Below are 17,336 nucleotides of genomic sequence, written 5' to 3'. Positions count from 1 at the left end.
GCTAGATCCGCACCGTCTTGAACCTGGACAGGCCATGCCTCGCACAAAAATCCTGGCATTGTGCCTTATGTTCCTCAATCTGGCGCCGCCGCAAATACTGGCAGCAGAGCAGCGATTTCACATAGACACAGTCGAAACGGCGGCGATCCAGTCGGCTGTACCCTCCAACGATCCGAAGTCCGCGTCCGTGTTCCTTGGCGCTTATGATCCGCACGACCTGTTCCGGCATGCGCCCGGCATTCGCGTCCAGCATGTCTTTGTCTACTGGCAGGCAGTGGACAAGGCGATGCTCACCGCAAAGATGCAGCTCGCGGAGATGAAGGCGCGAACCCTAATGGTCACAGTTGAACCGTACACAAAAGCCGCGAACTGGCGCGATGGCGGTGATCACCTGTTTGCCGATATTCTAAGCGGGCAATTCGACACGCAAATCGCGGCCGTCTGTAGTGCGGTGGCCGACTTTCCGGGCGATTATTGGGTCCGCTGGGGCCATGAAATGGACGACCCGACAGGTCGCTACCCTTGGGCTCGCCGCGACTCCGGGGGCTACATAGCAGCCTATCGGTATTTCGTCGAGGCATGCAGGGAGATAGCGCCGCGAGCTCGCTTCATCTGGTCGCCGAAGGGCGAGCGGAGCCTGACGGAGTATTACCCCGGCGATACTTACGTCGACATGATTGGCGTGTCGGTTTGGGGGCTGGAGACATCGGACCGCGCCTGGCATGGTGGGCCACGTACCTTTGCCGAGGCCTTTGGAGAGAAGTATTATCGAGTCGAGAAATTCGACAAGCCAGTCATTGTAGCGGAATTGGGAGTAGCCGGTCGGGAGGTCTACCGTCAGAATGGGCTGGCCGAGATCTCCGAATTCTCGACCAGCCGTGACCTGTTTCCACTGCTCACCGGAATCGTTTATTTCAATGACAAGGAACCGCACCACTGGCCGGACGGTTACGGAGCGCCAGACTGGCGCGTGACAACGTCGGATCTGAGCGACGGACGACCATCAGATGTCTCTCCCAGGCAGGCCGCGGTTCACCTGAGCGACGATAGAAACTGACGGCCATAAACTGAGAGGCTATTTGCTGCTAGAAAGCCGTGCCTCGATTTGCTTTAGGCGCGCGCTCACATAGTTGCCGCGCCGGACTTTGCCGTATTCGTCACGCGTCCTGCCTGGTGTGGTCTTGAACACATACCATTCTCCATCCGGTTCCCGCTTCTGGAACACGGTTCCGCCTTTCTTGCGATGGGCGAAGCACGTCAGAGCCGACGCTGCGCCGCTCTTCGCATGCCATTTGGCCTTGAAGCAGAGCTTTCCCCGATCTGTGACAAACCAACGCCCATCAGCATACGTAGGGGAGCCGCCCTCGCGGCTCCAAGCAGTGAATCGTCGCTGTTTGGCCGAGAAATAGCCTGCGCCGTCTTTCCAGAGCCAGGATCGCCCATGGTATAGCTCAACGAGCTCGTCCGTCGTCAGCGGTGCTGCCAACTCTGCAGAACCGTTTGTCTTGGATTGTGCCGCGTTGGCTTTGATCTGACCCGCTCCCACGAAAGTGCCGATAGCACACAACATTAGCAACGCCTGGATTTTTTTCATTTTTTTTCTCCTGTGTTTGGGATTATCAATTCGTCGAGTTCAATGCCTGATCCACGACGCGCCAATTGGGGCGCCCGAAGTTGCTCGGCCACGGATAGACTTCCCGATCGTTAAAGTAGACGACGGCATTCAGCTTCGGAAATGCGGGATTCCAATCTGCGGCGGTCTCAGCCCAATCGCGAACGTAGTGCTGATCGCCCTCGTAGCCCAATTCGGCCACGACAATCGGCTTGCCGAAGCGATCAGCCAGCCGATAGCCCGGCTCGAGCGCCTCGGTGAAAGTGCGTTCCTTGCCGAAAGCGGCCTTGTCGTAGTCCTGTAGGCCAAAGACCGACAAACCCACGAGGTCGACAAATTCATCGCCTGGATAAAAGTCGGCCAGGTCCGGATTTCCTTTCGGCGACCACATGTAGGTGGCGGTCTTGATGTGCTTCCGGCACTCCGTCACCATTCGTCGATAGGCCGCAATGTAATTGTTGGGAGTCCAATGCGCCCATGAGAACTGATTGTCGGTTTCGTCCATCTCCTGTGCCCATCGAATGGTGACAGGGCTCCTCAATTTAGCCGCCTCCGAGCAGACCGTTGCCATGTTGGCATCATATCGGCCCGCCAGGATCCCCGCCAAAAGCTCGTCGGAGGTCACTCTCCAGTCGACGTCCCACGACCACGGCTCGACCGTGATCAGGAGCGATCGTCCGCGTTGCACGGCGTATTCATCGGCGATGGCTAGCGACGACAGATCGACGTCTTCCCAAGGCAGAAAAAGGTGTTCGATTTTGCTATTGGGGTCGTTGCCGAAGTCGCCGTGGGGATCGTAGGCGCCAAGATCGATCGATGCTTCCGTGGTGATCGGCCGCTTGTCCGCGAATGGCGCAGCAGATGAGGTCGCCGCGGGAATGCCACGGGGATTGCTGGCTGCCAGGACTGCTCCGGATAATGCCAACGTGGCAATCGAGAGGGCGAGAGCCCTGGAAGTCTTCTTCCTGATGATGGTGTTCACGACAATATCCTCCTGATTATTCCGTAGCGGCTTCGCTCGTTGCCGAACGGGTTCCTTGAAGCTGAGACTTGATCTTTTCCAGTTCTGGGGAAACCAAGTCTTCGCCGGTGAGTTTTCTGAATTCGTCGCCGTCTGCCGAGACGGCATGCTTAAAGATAAACCAGTCGCCCGAAGGTTCTTTTCTCTGATAGATGACGCCGCGGTGGTGCTTGTGGACGAAGCAGGTTTTGGCCGGATGGCTACCGGACGACGACTGCCATCGTGCTTTGAAGCACAAACGGCCGCTGCTGGTGATGATCCATCGGCCCTCCGCCCATTTGGCGCTCGCGCCTGACCCAGCCCACGCCACAAAGCGTCGACCGTCGGACTGCATGCGACCCGCGCCGTTGGACCAAACCCACGTCTGGTCGTTATAGATGGCGTGAAGCTCCCCGGCCGTCACAACTCGCGCATTTGCCGGAGGAACGGCATTCTCGCCGGCGTCGCCTTGACCGGCAAACACGGTCAAGCCTGAAACCAAGCACGCTGTTCGCAAGAGCCAGCGACGAGGCTCATTTGCATTTTGCAGGACGCCGCCGCCTTGATGTGACTTCGTCATCGTCCTAGTTCCAATTCACGATGTTTTTTGCCCGCACCGTAATTCCAGTCCGGCTCCGATCCTGTGGATCGTCGCTCGCGGCCACGATAGTGAACGGAGTTCCCGATTGGGTGGACGCAGGCCGGCCGACACTCGATACTTGAAAGCCAGCCTGCGCTGCCCCCCGGGGAAACACGTTGCGAAGGTCGATAAGGATTGGAGCGCGCATCAACTGCTTCATCAGATCGAGATTGAGCTGGCGAATGCTCTCCCATTCCGTGACGACGACCGCAGCATCCGCATCGCGCACGCATTCATAGGGATCGTCCATCAGGATGACATTCTCCAGCACACGTGCTGCGTTTTCCATTCCGACGGGGTCGTGCGCCCGAATTTTGGCTCCGAAACGCTGCAATGTCTCGATCAGTGGGATTGAAGGCGCATCGCGCATATCGTCGGTATCGGGTTTGAAGGTGAGGCCAAGGATGGCAATCGTCAGACCCTTGAGATCTCCTCCGACGGCATCAAGCACCTTGAGCGCCATCTTCCGCTTGCGTGCTTCGTTGGCCGCCACGGTCTCCTCGACGACACGCAGAGCGATGCCAAAGTCTTGGGCGGTTCGCAGGAGCGCCAGGGTATCTTTCGGAAAGCACGAGCCACCGTAGCCGGGACCAGCCTTCAGGAAGCTTCGCCCGATACGGTGGTCGAGGCCGATGCCGAGCGCCAGGTCGTCAATATCGGCGCCTACCTGCTCGCAAAGATCGGCAAGTTCATTGATGAAGGTGATCTTTGTCGCGAGAAATGCGTTCGCGGCATATTTGATCAGTTCAGCAGCACGTCGCTGGGTCACAACGACCGGTGTGTTTGCACGGGCAAGCGGACTGTATAGCGCCGTTAGCGCTTCCAGCGCGCGTGGACCTTCGACACCGATAACGACCCGATCGGGGAAGAGAAAGTCATCAATGGCCGATCCCTCGCGGAGAAACTCGGGGTTGGAAGCGACGGAAAAGCTGCCATGAGGCCTCACAGCGGCGATGATCTTTTCGACCACGTCACCTGTGCCCACCGGGACTGTGGATTTGACCACCACGGTAGGTTGGCCTTCGAGCGATTCCGCGATTTCCTTAGCTGCCATGTAGACAAACGAGAGATCGGCATCGCCAGACCCTAAGCGTGGCGGTGTCCCAACCGCGATAAAGATGAGATCGGCATCCTTCACCGCGGCAGTGAGGTCGGTCGTGAACGACAGGCGGTCGGCAATCTGATTGCGCTCCACGAGCTTATCCAGCCCAGGCTCGTAAATAGGCAGCTTGCCCTGCTTGAGCTGCTCGATCTTTTCCGCGTTCTTGTCGACGCAGACGACCCGGTTACCCCACTCGGCAAAGCACGTCCCGCTGACAAGGCCGACATAACCGGTTCCGATCATTGCTATTTTCATGTGCTCCAGCGCTTGCGCGCCCTTTCTTCGGTTAGTTGATCGTGGTTGGCTCTTCAGACAGCCATCTCGGCCTGAAGGTGATCCTGCGCAGGCCAGATCCGCCGAGCCCTGCACCCGCGGCCGCGTATTTCGCTTCAAAGAGACTCACACGCCCGGCGCCCCATGCGAGCGACTCCAATCCCTCCACCCCGCGCTCCGCAGTAGCGATTCCCGGCAGCAGAAAGAGGGAGAGAAGGCCTGCCGCTATCGCTGGACGATAGAGGGGTGTCGAGACCCTGACTGAGTTCTCGCGAGCATGCTGAACGACGATAACCAGAAGCAGCGTCGCGTAAAGAATCGCATTGACGATGGCGAAGATGTAGAAGCCACGGGTCTCGCCGGCATCGTCGACAAGCAGAACGGGAAGAGCCGAGGCGATCGACAGAACGCCATACGGGGCGAGAATTCGAAATGGTAACGGGTCAACTTCGCAACTGCCCTTCGGCGTAACGCGAAAATCCACAAACGATCCCGCGGCCCAGTCGCGCACCGCCGCGATTGTACCCGCCAAAGCCCAGGGCCAGCGCGCGAACAGGAAGAACATCGCCTCCCAGCTCAGCACTTTTGCATCGAACGGCCGGAAGGAGCCAGTTGCCCGCCAGCGGTAGGCCATCACCATCAGCACGACGGAAAGCGGCGTAAAATGTGCCAGAAAGCCCAGATAAGTGACAGCGACGAAATTCTCACCGCGCACCAACGCAATAATGGGCATCACAAACATCAGCGCCATGAAGAACGAAAAGAGCGGATACCAAAGCTGCGCAAACAGGAACTGGAATTTGAGCCGTAAGGGCAGGCGTGGAACGTAGACCGGCGAATATTTCAGGAGCAGCATCACAAGGCTGCGTGACCATTGGAACTCCTGGGTAACGAGATCGGCAAAGGTGCGCGGGCCGTCGCCATGGGCAATGGCGTCCAGAGCGTGTACCCCTCGCCAGCCATAGGCGTTCATCATCAGCGTGGTTGAATGATCCTCGGCAAGCTCTGGCCCGAGCCCACCGGTTTCCTTTAGTGCGGCGGTGCGAACTGCGTAATGCGAGCCTATGCAAAGTGGCGCAAGACCGCCGTTGTAGCCGGCTTGCAGGGCACCGTGCATGCTGGCCTCGGCATAGAGCCGCCCGCGCGCCGACCAGCTTTCCGCGGCGTTGCGGTCGCAAATGCTTGGTGCCGAGACGTAGCCTACGGTCGGGTCGGCAAAAGGGCGCAACATCTCGCGCAGATAGCCGGGTTCTGGAACATGATCTGCGTCGAGCTGAGCCACGAAATCGTAGCGCTGGTAGCCGTAGTGATCATAGAAGAAGGCAAGATTGCCCTCTTTGCAGCGGGTGCGTCGCGGCCAGGCGGAACGGTGATAATCGGCCCGTCCTTGACGCGTAGAGACGAAGACGCCGTGCTGCCGGCACCAGTTCAGAGTTTCGGGCGTGGGATCTTCGTCGGCAAGCCAAGTGTCGTGACATACATCTTGGGCGAGCATGGCCTTCAATGTGGTTGCAACAACCGAAAACGGCTCGGAAGGCGCCTTGGTCACTACCATCGCTACACGGCTTCCAGCCGGCAGTCGCAAGGGCCCGTTTGGTTTCCGCGCACGATAGAAGACAGCGAGGAAATAGGCAGGCAGGAGCGTGACCCATGCCACAATGGCCGTGACACACACGAAACCGGAAAGGCCGGTATAATGCCCTGGCTTGAACCACCAGACCCAGAAATAGACGAGCGCGGCCAGCCAGGCGACAGTGCCGATCAGATATTCAATCCGGCGATGGCCCGTCAGTACCGGAACCATCAACGGCTCCCTTGGCTGCGTGACGGCTTGCGTCGCTTGCCTGTTGGCCACAGTCTTCATACCCGCGCCTCCAGTCCGAAGAAAGGCGCAGCCGTTCTCACGATCGTGTCCAGATCGGAATACTCAGCTGAGAAGCGAAGTGCCTGCTGGGCGAAAGTCGGATCGGCGTAAAGCGCCGGCGGATCGCCAGGCCTCCTTGAATGAAGCTTGATCGCGACATGCCGTTCGGTGATGCGCGAGATGGTCTCGAGAATTTGCCGGATGGAGGATCCGCGGCCGGTCCCGAGGTTGACAGCAAGATCATCGCCGCCTCTGACCAGGTAGTCGAGGGCAAGGACGTGCGCGCGTGCCAGATCGCTGACGTGGATGTAGTCGCGGATGCAGGTCCCGTCTTGCGTATCGTAGTCGTTCCCGAAGACCGGCAGGTGCGGTATTCGGCCTGCCGCCGTGAGCAATGCCCTGGGGATGAGATGAGTTTCGGGGTCGTGCCATTCGCCGAGATCGCCGTCGGGATCGGCACCGCAGGCATTGAAATATCGCAAGATGACATAACGCATGCCGTAAGCTGCCGCATAATCCTGCAGCATCTGTTCGGCGATCAGCTTGGTTCTGCCATAAGGGTTGATCGGGTTCTGGGGCGTCGTTTCCGTGATCGGCAGGACGGGAGGAACGCCATAGGTCGCGCAACTGGAAGAGAAAATGATCTCGCCGACATTTGTCCGATGGCAGGCGTCCAGAAGCGATTGCGTGCCAATCACGTTGTTTCGGTAATACTTCGACGGATTTTCGACCGACTCGCCGACATAGGCAGAAGCGGCGAAATGAATGACCGCCTTTGGCTCATATTCCGCCATAGTCCCGGCAAGGCGGTCCGTATCGAGAATATCCCCATGAACGAGTGGCCCCCAACGCACTGATGATTGGTGACCCGTCGTCAAATTGTCATAGACGATCGGCACAAAACCTCTGGAGCTGAGGAGTTTGGCGGTATGGCTGCCAATATAACCGGCGCCACCGGTCACGAGGATGTTGATCGTCACGCGACCCTCCTGACCGGCAGGGCACCTTCGGTGCTAAGCACTTTGTCAAAATAGGCGATCGTCCGACCGAGACCGTCGCGAAGCGCGGTGTTGGGCCGCCAGCCGAGCTGCTTTTCCGCCTGGGTGATGTCGGGGCGTCGCTGGCGCGGATCGTCGGCGGGCAGCGGCATCTGGACAATACGGGACCGCGAACCGGTCAGGTCGATGACCATCGAAGCAAGCTCGGCAATGGTGAACTCGCCCGGATTGCCAAGGTTGATCGGACCGGTGACCTCGTCGCCCGTATCCATCATCCAATGGAAGCCTCTGATCAGATCATCGACGTAACAGAATGAACGGGTCTGGGAGCCATCGCCATAGATCGTGATATCCTTGCCCGTGAGGGCCTGAACGATGAAATTGGAGACGACACGCCCATCGTCGGGGCGCATGTGCGGGCCATACGTGTTGAAGATGCGGACGATCTTGATGCGAAGATCGTGGCACCGCTGGTAGTCGAAAAAGAGTGTTTCGGCGCTGCGCTTGCCTTCGTCATAGCAGGCTCGTGGTCCGGTCGTATTCACGTTGCCCAGATAGGATTCCGGCTGAGGATGGACGTGGGGATCGCCGTAAACTTCGGAGGTGGATGCTTGGAAGATCTTAGCGCAGCGTCGATGGGCCAAATCGAGCATGTTGAGGGCACCAAGGACGCTGGTGCGCATGGTCCTGATCGGGTCGGCCTGATAATGCGGTGGCGAGGCGGGGCAGGCGAGATTGTAGATTTCGTCGATCTCCAGATCGATCGGATCGACGACGTCGTGCCTGATGACACTGAACGTCTCGAAATCCCTCAAGTGGCTGATGTTTCGTTCGAGCCCGGTTGAAAAATTGTCGGCGCAGATGACATGGTGGCCTGCCTCAAGGAGAAATTCGCACAAATGCGATCCAAGAAAACCGGCACCACCGGTCACGAGGACACGCCGCAAAGCCCCGTCCGAATGCGATTCAGGTGCACGACCTGAGGTGGTATCGACGATCGAGAGGGCAGGCGCAGAGTGCGAAATGTCCATCTGTTTTAATCCCCAAGATAAGCGCGGCTTTATTTTTAACCAAAGTCACGACGTCATGCTTTTCCAAGCAACAGAATGCCGTTGCCAGTTTTTATTGTCACTATGCTTTGAGGTTTCGGAAAGCCGTCGTCGACGGCGCTTCATGACCACCTTCTGCTATCTTGCATTGATAGTGGGGGAGGATAGATTTGTCGTTATCTTAAGATCCGGGGATTTGTCGTGCAGTCCATATTTAATGGACTCGACGTCACATGCATCCAGGAGACGAGTTTCGCGTCTGTGTTTGGTGCAGCGGACAAGGCCCGCTTACCGCACGAGCGTTCTTGCAGGCTCCAGCACCCAACCGACCCGCGTCAAAAGGCTTGCCACCGGCCACTGCACACCACATAATTGAGAAGGGCTTGGGTGATGTCGGATTCAGATATGACGATCGCCCAATGTCGCCATCCAAAACCGAATACGATATAGACAGCGGCTCCGCACGGCCTCCGGACAGGGAGCGGCGCCGTAGGCCGCGTCCGCCTCCAGACGAGCCCCCTCCGCCGGGTCCGCCAGCGCTCGAACCCCTCCACTTCTCGACCCGCGATCTGGCGATCGAGAGTCAATTTGCTGCCTGGCAGGCGCATGTGGCGCCGCTTGTCGACGTCAGATTGCCCAATGGGACGTCTGTGGAAGAAGGCTTTTCCGCCGATCACACGGCCTGGAATCTTGGCAGCATGCTCATCGTTCAACAGCATGTGCCGGCCCACAGTTACTCGCGCTCTGCCAAAAAGCTGCGATCGAGCCCAATCGATCACTGGGTCGTTGTGTTGCCGCGCACTGGCCGGGCCTGGACTGAGGTCAATGACCAGGTGGCGGAAAGCCAACCGGGAAAGGTCGAGTTCAGGTCGCTTGGCCATCCATTTCGCGGCCGGGCAACGGAGTCCGAAAGCGTTTTGCTCTATATGCCACGCGAGCTGTTCACCGAGGCCGCGGCAACTCTCGATGCAAAGAACAATTCCGTTCTGTTGGGCAACTTCGCCAACCTCGTCACCGATTACATCAATGGCATCGAAGCAAGGCTGCGGACCCTCACCGCGGACGATTTACCCAGCGTCATCCAAGCCACCCGCGACATGATCTTGGCTGGCCTCTCCCCGTCGGCAGGACGAGGGGTCGAGCAGCAGATGAACGTCGCACTGATGGAGCGTGCGCGCCGATACGTTCAACGCAATCTCAATTCCCCGGATTTGACGCCTGACGCACTGTGCCGGGAACTCGGCGTCTCCCGCACCCGACTCTACCAATTATTCGAGCCGAGCGGCGGCGTTCTTCACTACATTCAGAAGCGGCGGCTCCTATCGGCCCATGCTGCGCTCAGCGATCCTGCGAACAGGCAGCGCATTGTCGACATCGCTGAGTCTGCGGGCTTTAGCTCGGCTGCCAACTTCAGCAGGGCATTCAGCAGTGAGTTCGGGTACAGCCCTCGTGAAGCCCGCAACTCAGCCACGCCGGCCCGTCTCGGCCATGCGGTTTCTTCTCTCGAGCATCAAGACAAACACCGTTCGTTCGAGGAATGGCTTAAAATGCTTGGAAGTTGATGCCAGACACCGAAATACCGCGGGGCAACGGCAAACCCTTCGCGAAGACGCTTCCCGGTCGCAAACACCTTGTTCGGTGCAGCCCCGATGAAGCAGAATTGGCTTACCTGAGAGAACCTGCCGGACGCGAAGGATTCGACCAATCGGGACCTCGCCCTCAGGATAATGAGTGGCGGTTTGCCCGCCGAAGCGGCCGTCATCCCGAACGCTTGGTGGCTGTTCTCGGCAGCGATCTAGCAGACACGAAACTCGCGGAAGGCAAGAGGGCGAGATCCTTGTTTATACGCGACGGCCGCAATGTCGTCGGCGATACGAAAGATTTCCCGAACGCGAAGCTAGGGCGTTGCGAACGAAACGGAAACGATGCTCCATGCCGGGATGAACATCGCAGCCCGTGATTCGAATTTCCAGCCATCTTACCTCGCCAAGCTGAACGTCGGTCAGCGAGCAGCCGTCGAACATGGCGGCGGCGGGATCGCGGGGCCATTGCTGATCATTGCTGGCGCCGGATCAGGCAAGACCAACACACTCGCCCATCGTGTCGCCCATCTCATCGTCAATGGCGCCGACCCGCGGCGCATTCTCCTGATGACCTTTTCGAGACGGGCAGCGGCCGAGATGACCCGCCGGGTGGAGAGGATCGCCGGCGAGGTGCTTGGCGACAAGGCCTCGATTGTGAAGGATGGGCTGAACTGGGCGGGCACCTTCCATGCCATCGGTGCCCGGCTGCTGCGGGACTATGCGCTCGACATCGGGCTCGACCCGGCTTTCACGATCCACGATCGCGAAGACTCGGCCGACCTGATGAACCTGGTCCGGCACGAGCTTGGCTTCTCCAGGACGGAAAGCCGCTTTCCGACGAAGGGCACATGCCTCGCCATCTACTCGCGCGCAGTGAATGCGCAGGAGCCGCTCGACGACGTGCTGCGCAAGAGCTTTCCCTGGTGCCGAAACTGGACTATGGCGCTGACGCAGCTGTTTGCCGGCTATGTCGAAGCCAAGCAGACGGAGAACGTGCTCGACTACGACGATCTGCTGCTCTACTGGGCAGAAATGGCGAAGGAGGCGGCAATTGCCGAGCATCTCGCATCGCGCTTCGATCACATCCTCGTCGACGAATACCAGGATACGAACCGGCTTCAGGCCTCGATCCTGCTTGCCCTGAAGCCCGACGGAAACGGCCTTACCGTGGTCGGTGACGATGCCCAGTCGATCTATTCGTTCCGAGCCGCCGAAGTCCGCAATATACTGGAGTTCCCGCATCAGTTCGCCCGCCCGGCGGAAGTTGTGACGCTCGACCAGAACTATCGCTCGACCGATGCGATCCTTGCGGCGGCGAACGCCGTCATCGGGCAAGCTGCCGAGCGTTTCACCAAGAATCTATGGACCGAGCGCAGGTCGGAGGAGAAGCCACGTCTGGTGACGGTGCGGGACGAAGCCGATCAGGCAAATTTCGTCTGCGAGACCGTTCTGCAGGAGCGCGAGGCGGGAACGGCTCTCAAGGCGCAGGCGGTGCTGTTCCGTGCGTCGCATCACAGCGGCCCGGTCGAGGTCGAACTCACCAGGCGAAACATCCCGTTCGTGAAGTTCGGGGGTCTGAAGTTCCTGGACTCCGCCCACGTCAAGGACGTGCTCGCCGTGCTGCGTTTAGTCGAGAACCCGCGTGATCGGGTGACCGGCTTCCGGGTCCTGCAACTGCTGCCTGGCGTCGGACCCTCGACGGCCGGCGCGGTCATGGAGGCGATGGCCACGTCACTCGATGCCGTGCTTGGCCTTTCGGCGGCGCGGGTTCCACAGCGGACGGAGGCCGTCTGGCCGGCCTTTGTCGAGCTTTTCACTGGTTTGCGGGACAGATCATCCTGGCCTGCCGATCTCGAGCGCGTCCGCCTGTGGTATGAACCGCATCTCGACCGCATCCACGAGGATGCCACGACACGTCGCGCCGACCTGCTGCAGTTGGAGCAGATTGCGTCCGGCTATGGTTCGCGGGAGCGCTTTCTCACCGACCTGACGCTCGATCCGCCCGACGCAACAAGCGACCAGGCCGGTCCTCCGCACCTCGATGAGGATTATCTCATCCTGTCGACCATCCATTCGGCGAAGGGCCAGGAATGGAAGAACGTATTCGTCCTGAATGCGGTGGATGGCTGCATCCCGATCGACCTTGCGACCGGCGAGGAGGCCGACATCGAAGAGGAGCGCCGGCTGCTCTACGTCGCGATGACCAGGGCAAAGGACAGCCTTCATCTGGTGACGCCGCAACGCTTCTACACGCACGGCCAAGCTTCACGGGGCGATCGCCATGTTTATGCGTCACGCACCCGCTTCATTCCGGCTTCGATACTGGAGAATTTTAGCCAAGTGTCGTGGTCGGATCGCCGCGATCCTCGAGCGGGAGCAGCGCGGCCCGAAGTCCAGGTCGATCTCGGCGCCAGGATGCGCGGTCTTTGGAAGTAAGAAGCGAAACGAAGGTCAGGGATAAGACAGTGCTTGAGACGTCGCTCTACGCGCCGGTGAAGAAATTTTTGGAGGGCTTGGGATTCGCCGTGAAGGGCGAAATCGGTGGGTGCGATCTCGTAGCGCTGAACGGCGACTCGCCGCCGGTAGTCGTGGTGTGCGAGCTGAAGCTGCAATTCAATCTGGAGCTCGTGTTGCAGGGCGTCGATCGTATGGCGGCCAGCGACGAGGTCTGGCTTGCAGCAAGGTTGTCGGCTCGCGGAAAGGGCCGCGAGAGCGATGCCAGATTTCGAAACCTGTGTCGCCGGCTCGGAATAGGCCTGCTCGGCGTTACCGCTACTGACGGTGTCGAAATATTGCTGAGCCTAGCTGCTCCGATGCCGCGGCGCGATCCCAAGCGGCGCTCGCGGCTGGTGAACGAGCACAAGCGCCGCCAGGGCGATCCGGTCGCCGGCGGCGGCTCGCGCAATCCGATCATGACGGCCTACCGGCAGGAGGCGCTCGCGTGCGCGGCGGCGCTGGCCGATGGTCCGAGGCGGCCACGGGACCTGCGGCCGGATCTGCCGAACGCCTACAAGATCCTGCGCCGGAACGTTTATGGATGGTTCGTCGGTATCGAACGCGGCATTTACGGACTGACGGCGGCAGGCCATGAGGCGCTGCTCAGATGGCCGCAGCAGTCCCGGACGCCGCAAGTTGAGGGGCGGGGAGGGGCGGTGGCGGCCGAAACCATCGTGGCGTCGCCCGTCGAGGCCTGACGGGGGTCCTATTTCCAATATTCTGTCCGCACTGCCTTGGCCTTGGGGCGGACTTGACCCGGCATATCGTGCTTCTACGTCGAGCAGCTCCAAGAGCGGATTTTGGCAAGACGAATATCAACCCGCCTCTGGCCAGAAGAACCATACAGCAACCACGTTGGCGACCGCGGCGGCGATATACGCAAGAAGCGAAGGCCGCCGGATAGCAGACGTGGCCAACGCGAGCGCTTACCGACGCTACCCACACATTATCCCCCTCCATCGCTCATCAAGGCTACGAGCGCCCCAGCGCCAAGAAGCGCGATCTGCATCGAGCCGTCAACCAAGCCCTTTGCGGCCGGTCTCGCGCGTGTATCGACTGTAAGCGTGATAGCCGTCGCGGTAGCCCGCTCAGCATAGTGACCGCCGCGATTGAGAACAAACTGCGATTCCATATTGAGCTCCTGTGATTAATAGGAGTGTTTTCCCATAGGCGGCGGGGGTGTGGATTGTATTTCTCGTGAAAACGAACAGGAACGCGTCCCATTGCGCTCTGTTCTCCTTTGCCTTCTCCGCCGGCCAAGGGTTGCTACACGGGGATATGACAGCGGCTTGAGTATACCGCAGCGAGGTTTGATCGTGGCGTGGCCAAACGAACTAGCGATGTCGTCTCGCAGGTCTCTTGAGTTCACGCGCCAGAGCGGCGCGATAAAGTTCTATCAACCGTTTCGCCTTATCGGGAGGGAGCTTGAATTTCTCCGCCAAGACCTGGGCCGCTGCATCCTGTGACTGAGCGTTACCGCTTTGCCAAATGCTTTCGACTGCCATGATAACTCCCCAAAAATGTAGGACAGGCACCTCTTAGGTATGCCTGTGGTTGTATCCCAAATAGAATGACTTCGGGGATAGCGTTCTGTGAATTGGATCACAGAACCAGCACATTGCTGTAACGCGGCGGTGACATGCCAGCGTCAGGGCTTGCTGGAACAGAGATGGTCGAGATCGGCCGAGACGGATTTGGCGGGCTTCGTGGATGTCCTTGGCGGTCAGCCCCATATCGGCGGGGCCAGCTTTTTCCGTCTTGGAATAAGCTTGGTTGTCAGATTGCTTTCGGACTTCGCCACGATCCTGTGCCGCGTCGTATTCGTCGGCCAGACGACGCTTTGCCGTCGCCTCGATTTCCAGAGCGTCGGCTTGCGCGCGGTGTGCCTTGGCAAACCAGTTGCCTCCAAAACACACCGTAAGAATTTCTGCGGGAGCCGCTTGATTTTACCATTTGGTCAATGGTTAATGGTGGCGCTGATCACTTTAGGGCGGGAGAAACCCGAGAGCGTTTGGCCTTGCGCCGGGGGGCGCGCAACGTAATGAGACTGGCGCTACCTCGGGCTGATACGGGGTAGGAGGTAGCGCCAGTCCTCAATATGACTGCCGCGAATATGTGTCGCCAACTTGGCGACTTACGCCTGAGACGGTGCGCCTATTCGCTGGCAACACTGGCTGAAAATTTGTTCCCGCAGCCACACTTCCGCCGCGGGCTTGCCAACAATGTGAAGCGGGCGCGGCGGCGGACCGTTTCGGCAACGATGCGGCGGGTTCAGGCAACAGGCTGCCGCGTCTACCTTCCTGATCAGCCTTACTGATCAGCGAAGTGGGGAGGGCCGAAGCGCCCACGAGAACGGCAAAGCCGCTTGACCGGATCAGGCATTTGTTCCTAATTCGTTCTCATGCCGGAACCGAGCGGGCGACAGAAGCCGAGCGCATGGACGCTCTCTAAGGCGCACGACGCAGGTGAATTGGTGCGCGTTCGCTGCGCTCATTGCAACATCGTCCGCCACTACTATCCCACCGATCTGCAAAAACTGGCAGGCGACCTCCCTGCTGCCGCGATCCAAATGCGCTGTGAGAAGTGCGGAAAGACCGAATGGATGCGCGCCACCTTTGAACGACTGTCTGCCGCCGAACGGCAGGCGATCCGAGTGCGGCGGTTGGCAGGGGTCAAGATGGTGCGGAAGGTGATCTGGCAAGACGAGTAGGGGGTCAGCCTCAGCCCGCCCAAAGAATGTAGACCGCCACGCTGTTCGCGGCGGCGGCGAGGAGCCAGACCGATATAGATGAACCTTTCCGCAATCATGAGCGCCAACGAAGCGGAAAGGCAGGCAGCGCAAGGCCGCATCGTCGACCAGCTCGGTCGCGATCCGGAGGCCTTCGGCGCGATGCGCGGCCGGACTGGCATGTTTGCCTCATCGACTGCGAAAGCCGATCGGCAGCGGGCCCTGAACGACGTTCCCGCACTCAAGGACAACCTTGCCCGCTATGTGCGGCTGCGCGCCGAGATCGGAGATCTTGGCATCGTCGAATGGTCGCGCGAGCGCGACCGCCGCCGGGTCGACATTCCTGCATTGTCCGGCGCAAGGCGTGCTTGACCGCATCCGCGATGCGATCGATCGCAACGACCTTTCGGCCGCGCTCGGTTTTGCTCTGGCCGACAAAATGGCGAAGGCAGAGATCGATCAGCTCAACAAGGTGCTCGACCAGCGGTTTGGAGAACGTGCCTTCCTTGGCTCGAAAGAGGCCAAGGGTCCGGCCTATGACGCAGCGGCGGCACGAGTCGCCGTGGGCGACCGCCCGAAGCTGGTCGCAGCCTGGCGCAGCTTCAGCGCCGCGCAGCGCGTTGCGGCCTATGAGCGGGCGGTGAGCCAGACCCGGGCCCAGAGGCAGGTCCGCGATCAGGACATGACCCGATGACGAGACAGCGCAGGGCCGATGCGGGATTGTGTTGATTTAGTCGGCGTTGATCGGCTGGCGGTGCCGTGATTCCATCCACCTGTTGATTCCAACAAACAGCGCTCCATTCCGGGCGGCGAGTGGCGCGCCGACAATCTTGGTGCCGGTCGAGCGGTGCGAGAGTATCTCGCAACCCTGGATGACGCCGCTTTCGGGGCGGCCAGTGAGGTCACGCCGAAGTTCATCTCACCCTCCGATCCAGCGGCACGGTGGACCGGAGCGCACAAGGGTCATGCCTTCTTTGCCTACGCTACCAACTATCTGATCGATACCGACCATGGCGTCATCCTGGACGTAGAAGCCACCCGCGCGATTCGGCAGGCAGAAGTGGGAGCGGCGCGCACCATGATTGACAGGACCGAGGACCGCTTCGGCCTGAAGCCAGAGTACCTAGCCGCCGACAGCGCCTACGGATCGGCAGCGAATCTCGCCTGGTTGGTCAAGGAACGGGAGATCGCGCCGCATATCCCGGTGTTCGATAAGTCCAACCGCACGGACGGCACTTTCTCGCGCGCCGACTTCATGTTCGACCCGGACGTGAACGAATACACCTGCCCGGGTGGCAAACGGCTGGTGCAGTTCCGGCGCAGCTACAAGACGCCGCGCACAGGCATCACCAGTGCGGGCACGCGGCTTTACTGCGCCAGCCAACACGACTGCAAAGTCTGCGAGCTGAAGCCGCAGTGCTGTCTGAATATGACCTTCCCCCCGAGATCTGAACGAGGATGCCCGCGATGTCGCCAGAGCAATTGCCGAGACGCCGGAATATGAGCGGTCCCGCCATCGACGGAAGAAGGTCGAGATGCTGTTTGCGCATCTCAAGCGCATCCTGCGTCTCGGACGTCTGCGACTGCGCGGTCCCTCAAGCGCGCGCGACGAGTTCCTCCTCGCAGCTACCGCCCAGAATCTCAGAAGATTGGCAAAGCTCCGATCCCCCGCCGGGCCGATGATCGCTACCATGGCGTAAAGGAGGGTGGCCGCCGCCGCCGCTAAACGAAACTGCAGGTAGCGAGGCCCGAAAACTGCGACCAATCTGGCCGGATTGATCCGACCAAGAGCCATCCTTCCGTCCTGGCAACGACTAAATCAACAATATCTGCGGCAGGGCAGTCATTGACCAGACATGCGCGTCGGCGGCGTCCCTGTCACCCTTGAAGTTGTAGATCCAGCCCGTCAAGCGCGCCTCCCGATCGGTGCTCAGCATCGTAGGCTTTCAGGCATGAGGGTGAACGGATGGCGATCCTTGATCTCACCCACC

The 17,336-nt window shown here is 59.9% G+C and carries 16 protein-coding genes and 1 pseudogene; 9 read left to right on the top strand and 8 right to left on the bottom strand.

Annotation, left to right across the window (positions count from 1 at the left end):
• Nucleotides 1-1,057 (top strand): glycoside hydrolase family 26 protein (locus G6N73_RS26535; RefSeq protein WP_206079095.1); only part of this gene is annotated, 1,057 nt, incomplete at its 5' end.
• A gap of 18 nt (nucleotides 1,058-1,075) precedes the next feature.
• Here the strand turns inward: G6N73_RS26535 and G6N73_RS26530 are convergent.
• The 7 genes from G6N73_RS26530 to G6N73_RS26500 are packed head-to-tail and all read right to left on the bottom strand — an operon-like array spanning nucleotide 1,076 to nucleotide 8,520.
• Nucleotides 1,076-1,594, bottom strand: coding sequence for a DUF995 domain-containing protein (locus G6N73_RS26530; protein WP_165032971.1), 519 nt, complete (start codon nucleotides 1,592-1,594; stop codon nucleotides 1,076-1,078).
• 25 nt (nucleotides 1,595-1,619) lie between these two features.
• Nucleotides 1,620-2,594, bottom strand: coding sequence for a glycoside hydrolase family 26 protein (locus tag G6N73_RS26525; protein WP_343044749.1), 975 nt, complete (start codon nucleotides 2,592-2,594; stop codon nucleotides 1,620-1,622).
• 16 nt (nucleotides 2,595-2,610) lie between these two features.
• Entirely contained in the window at nucleotides 2,611-3,192 is a 582-nt protein-coding gene (locus G6N73_RS26520) for a DUF995 domain-containing protein (RefSeq protein WP_165032970.1), read from the bottom strand.
• Nucleotides 3,193-3,196: 4 nt separating this feature from the next.
• Nucleotides 3,197-4,609 carry a UDP-glucose dehydrogenase family protein gene (locus G6N73_RS26515; protein WP_165032969.1) on the bottom strand — a complete coding sequence of 471 codons (1,413 nt, stop codon included), beginning with the start codon at nucleotides 4,607-4,609 and terminating at the stop codon, nucleotides 3,197-3,199.
• A gap of 31 nt (nucleotides 4,610-4,640) precedes the next feature.
• Complete coding sequence (locus G6N73_RS26510; RefSeq protein ID WP_165032968.1) at nucleotides 4,641-6,491, bottom strand: glycosyltransferase family 2 protein; 1,851 nt, start codon at nucleotides 6,489-6,491, stop codon at nucleotides 4,641-4,643.
• Complete coding sequence (gene galE, locus G6N73_RS26505; protein ID WP_165032967.1) at nucleotides 6,488-7,471, bottom strand: UDP-glucose 4-epimerase GalE; 984 nt, start codon at nucleotides 7,469-7,471, stop codon at nucleotides 6,488-6,490. Before galE ends, G6N73_RS26510 begins: the two co-directional genes overlap by 4 nt.
• Complete coding sequence (locus G6N73_RS26500; protein ID WP_425484143.1) at nucleotides 7,468-8,520, bottom strand: UDP-glucuronic acid decarboxylase family protein; 1,053 nt, start codon at nucleotides 8,518-8,520, stop codon at nucleotides 7,468-7,470. The genes galE and G6N73_RS26500 overlap by 4 nt, the downstream gene beginning before the upstream one ends.
• A 437-nt stretch (nucleotides 8,521-8,957) precedes the next feature.
• Here G6N73_RS26500 and G6N73_RS26495 point away from each other — a divergent pair, with 437 nt between their 5' ends.
• From G6N73_RS26495 to G6N73_RS26460, 8 genes and pseudogenes are all read left to right on the top strand, one after another.
• On the top strand, nucleotides 8,958-10,100 hold the full coding sequence (locus tag G6N73_RS26495; RefSeq protein ID WP_165032974.1) for a helix-turn-helix domain-containing protein: 1,143 nt from the start codon (nucleotides 8,958-8,960) through the stop codon (nucleotides 10,098-10,100).
• A 378-nt stretch (nucleotides 10,101-10,478) separates the two neighbouring features.
• Nucleotides 10,479-12,557, top strand: coding sequence for an ATP-dependent helicase (locus G6N73_RS26490; protein ID WP_165032966.1), 2,079 nt, complete (start codon nucleotides 10,479-10,481; stop codon nucleotides 12,555-12,557).
• 29 nt (nucleotides 12,558-12,586) lie between these two features.
• Nucleotides 12,587-13,315: a DUF2161 family putative PD-(D/E)XK-type phosphodiesterase gene (locus G6N73_RS26485; protein ID WP_165032965.1), complete on the top strand. Its 729-nt coding sequence runs from the start codon at nucleotides 12,587-12,589 to the stop codon at nucleotides 13,313-13,315.
• Between the two features lie 996 nt (nucleotides 13,316-14,311).
• Nucleotides 14,312-14,659, top strand: coding sequence for a hypothetical protein (locus tag G6N73_RS26480; RefSeq protein ID WP_165032964.1), 348 nt, complete (start codon nucleotides 14,312-14,314; stop codon nucleotides 14,657-14,659).
• Nucleotides 14,660-15,018: 359 nt separating this feature from the next.
• Nucleotides 15,019-15,327: a DUF1062 domain-containing protein gene (locus G6N73_RS26475; RefSeq protein WP_165032963.1), complete on the top strand. Its 309-nt coding sequence runs from the start codon at nucleotides 15,019-15,021 to the stop codon at nucleotides 15,325-15,327.
• A 78-nt stretch (nucleotides 15,328-15,405) separates the two neighbouring features.
• Nucleotides 15,406-15,717, top strand: a complete 312-nt coding sequence (locus tag G6N73_RS26470) for a BID domain-containing protein (protein WP_165032962.1) — start codon at nucleotides 15,406-15,408, stop codon at nucleotides 15,715-15,717.
• Nucleotides 15,710-16,039 (top strand): hypothetical protein, encoded by a 330-nt coding sequence (locus G6N73_RS26465; protein WP_165032961.1) that lies wholly within the window; start codon nucleotides 15,710-15,712, stop codon nucleotides 16,037-16,039. The genes G6N73_RS26470 and G6N73_RS26465 overlap by 8 nt, the downstream gene beginning before the upstream one ends.
• 84 nt (nucleotides 16,040-16,123) lie before the next feature.
• A pseudogene (locus G6N73_RS26460) lies at nucleotides 16,124-17,045 on the top strand (transposase); the annotation flags it as partial.
• 114 nt (nucleotides 17,046-17,159) lie between these two features.
• Here the strand turns inward: G6N73_RS26460 and G6N73_RS38065 are convergent.
• The gene (locus tag G6N73_RS38065; protein WP_281352980.1) at nucleotides 17,160-17,282 is read right to left on the bottom strand and encodes a hypothetical protein; all 123 of its coding nucleotides are present in this window, start codon (nucleotides 17,280-17,282) and stop codon (nucleotides 17,160-17,162) included.
• Nucleotides 17,283-17,336: the final 54 nt, after the last annotated feature.

It is taken from the genome of Allomesorhizobium camelthorni (assembly GCF_011045125.1).
Taxonomy (GTDB): Bacteria; Pseudomonadota; Alphaproteobacteria; order Rhizobiales; family Rhizobiaceae; genus Allomesorhizobium; species Allomesorhizobium camelthorni.
This window is presented reverse-complemented; position numbering and strand designations above follow the sequence as displayed.

Coding starts and splice junctions, on each gene's coding strand:
- G6N73_RS26530 (WP_165032971.1), bottom strand. CDS start 1,594: ATGAAAAAAATCCAGGCGTTGCTAATGTTGTGTGCTATCGGCACTTTC.
- G6N73_RS26520 (WP_165032970.1), bottom strand. CDS start 3,192: ATGACGAAGTCACATCAAGGCGGCGGCGTCCTGCAAAATGCAAATGAG.
- G6N73_RS26515 (WP_165032969.1), bottom strand. CDS start 4,609: ATGAAAATAGCAATGATCGGAACCGGTTATGTCGGCCTTGTCAGCGGG.
- G6N73_RS26510 (WP_165032968.1), bottom strand. CDS start 6,491: ATGAAGACTGTGGCCAACAGGCAAGCGACGCAAGCCGTCACGCAGCCA.
- G6N73_RS26500 (WP_425484143.1), bottom strand. CDS start 8,520: ATGGACATTTCGCACTCTGCGCCTGCCCTCTCGATCGTCGATACCACC.
- G6N73_RS26495 (WP_165032974.1), top strand. CDS start 8,958: ATGTCGCCATCCAAAACCGAATACGATATAGACAGCGGCTCCGCACGG.
- G6N73_RS26490 (WP_165032966.1), top strand. CDS start 10,479: ATGAACATCGCAGCCCGTGATTCGAATTTCCAGCCATCTTACCTCGCC.
- G6N73_RS26475 (WP_165032963.1), top strand. CDS start 15,019: ATGCCGGAACCGAGCGGGCGACAGAAGCCGAGCGCATGGACGCTCTCT.
- G6N73_RS26470 (WP_165032962.1), top strand. CDS start 15,406: ATGAACCTTTCCGCAATCATGAGCGCCAACGAAGCGGAAAGGCAGGCA.
- G6N73_RS38065 (WP_281352980.1), bottom strand. CDS start 17,282: ATGCTGAGCACCGATCGGGAGGCGCGCTTGACGGGCTGGATCTACAAC.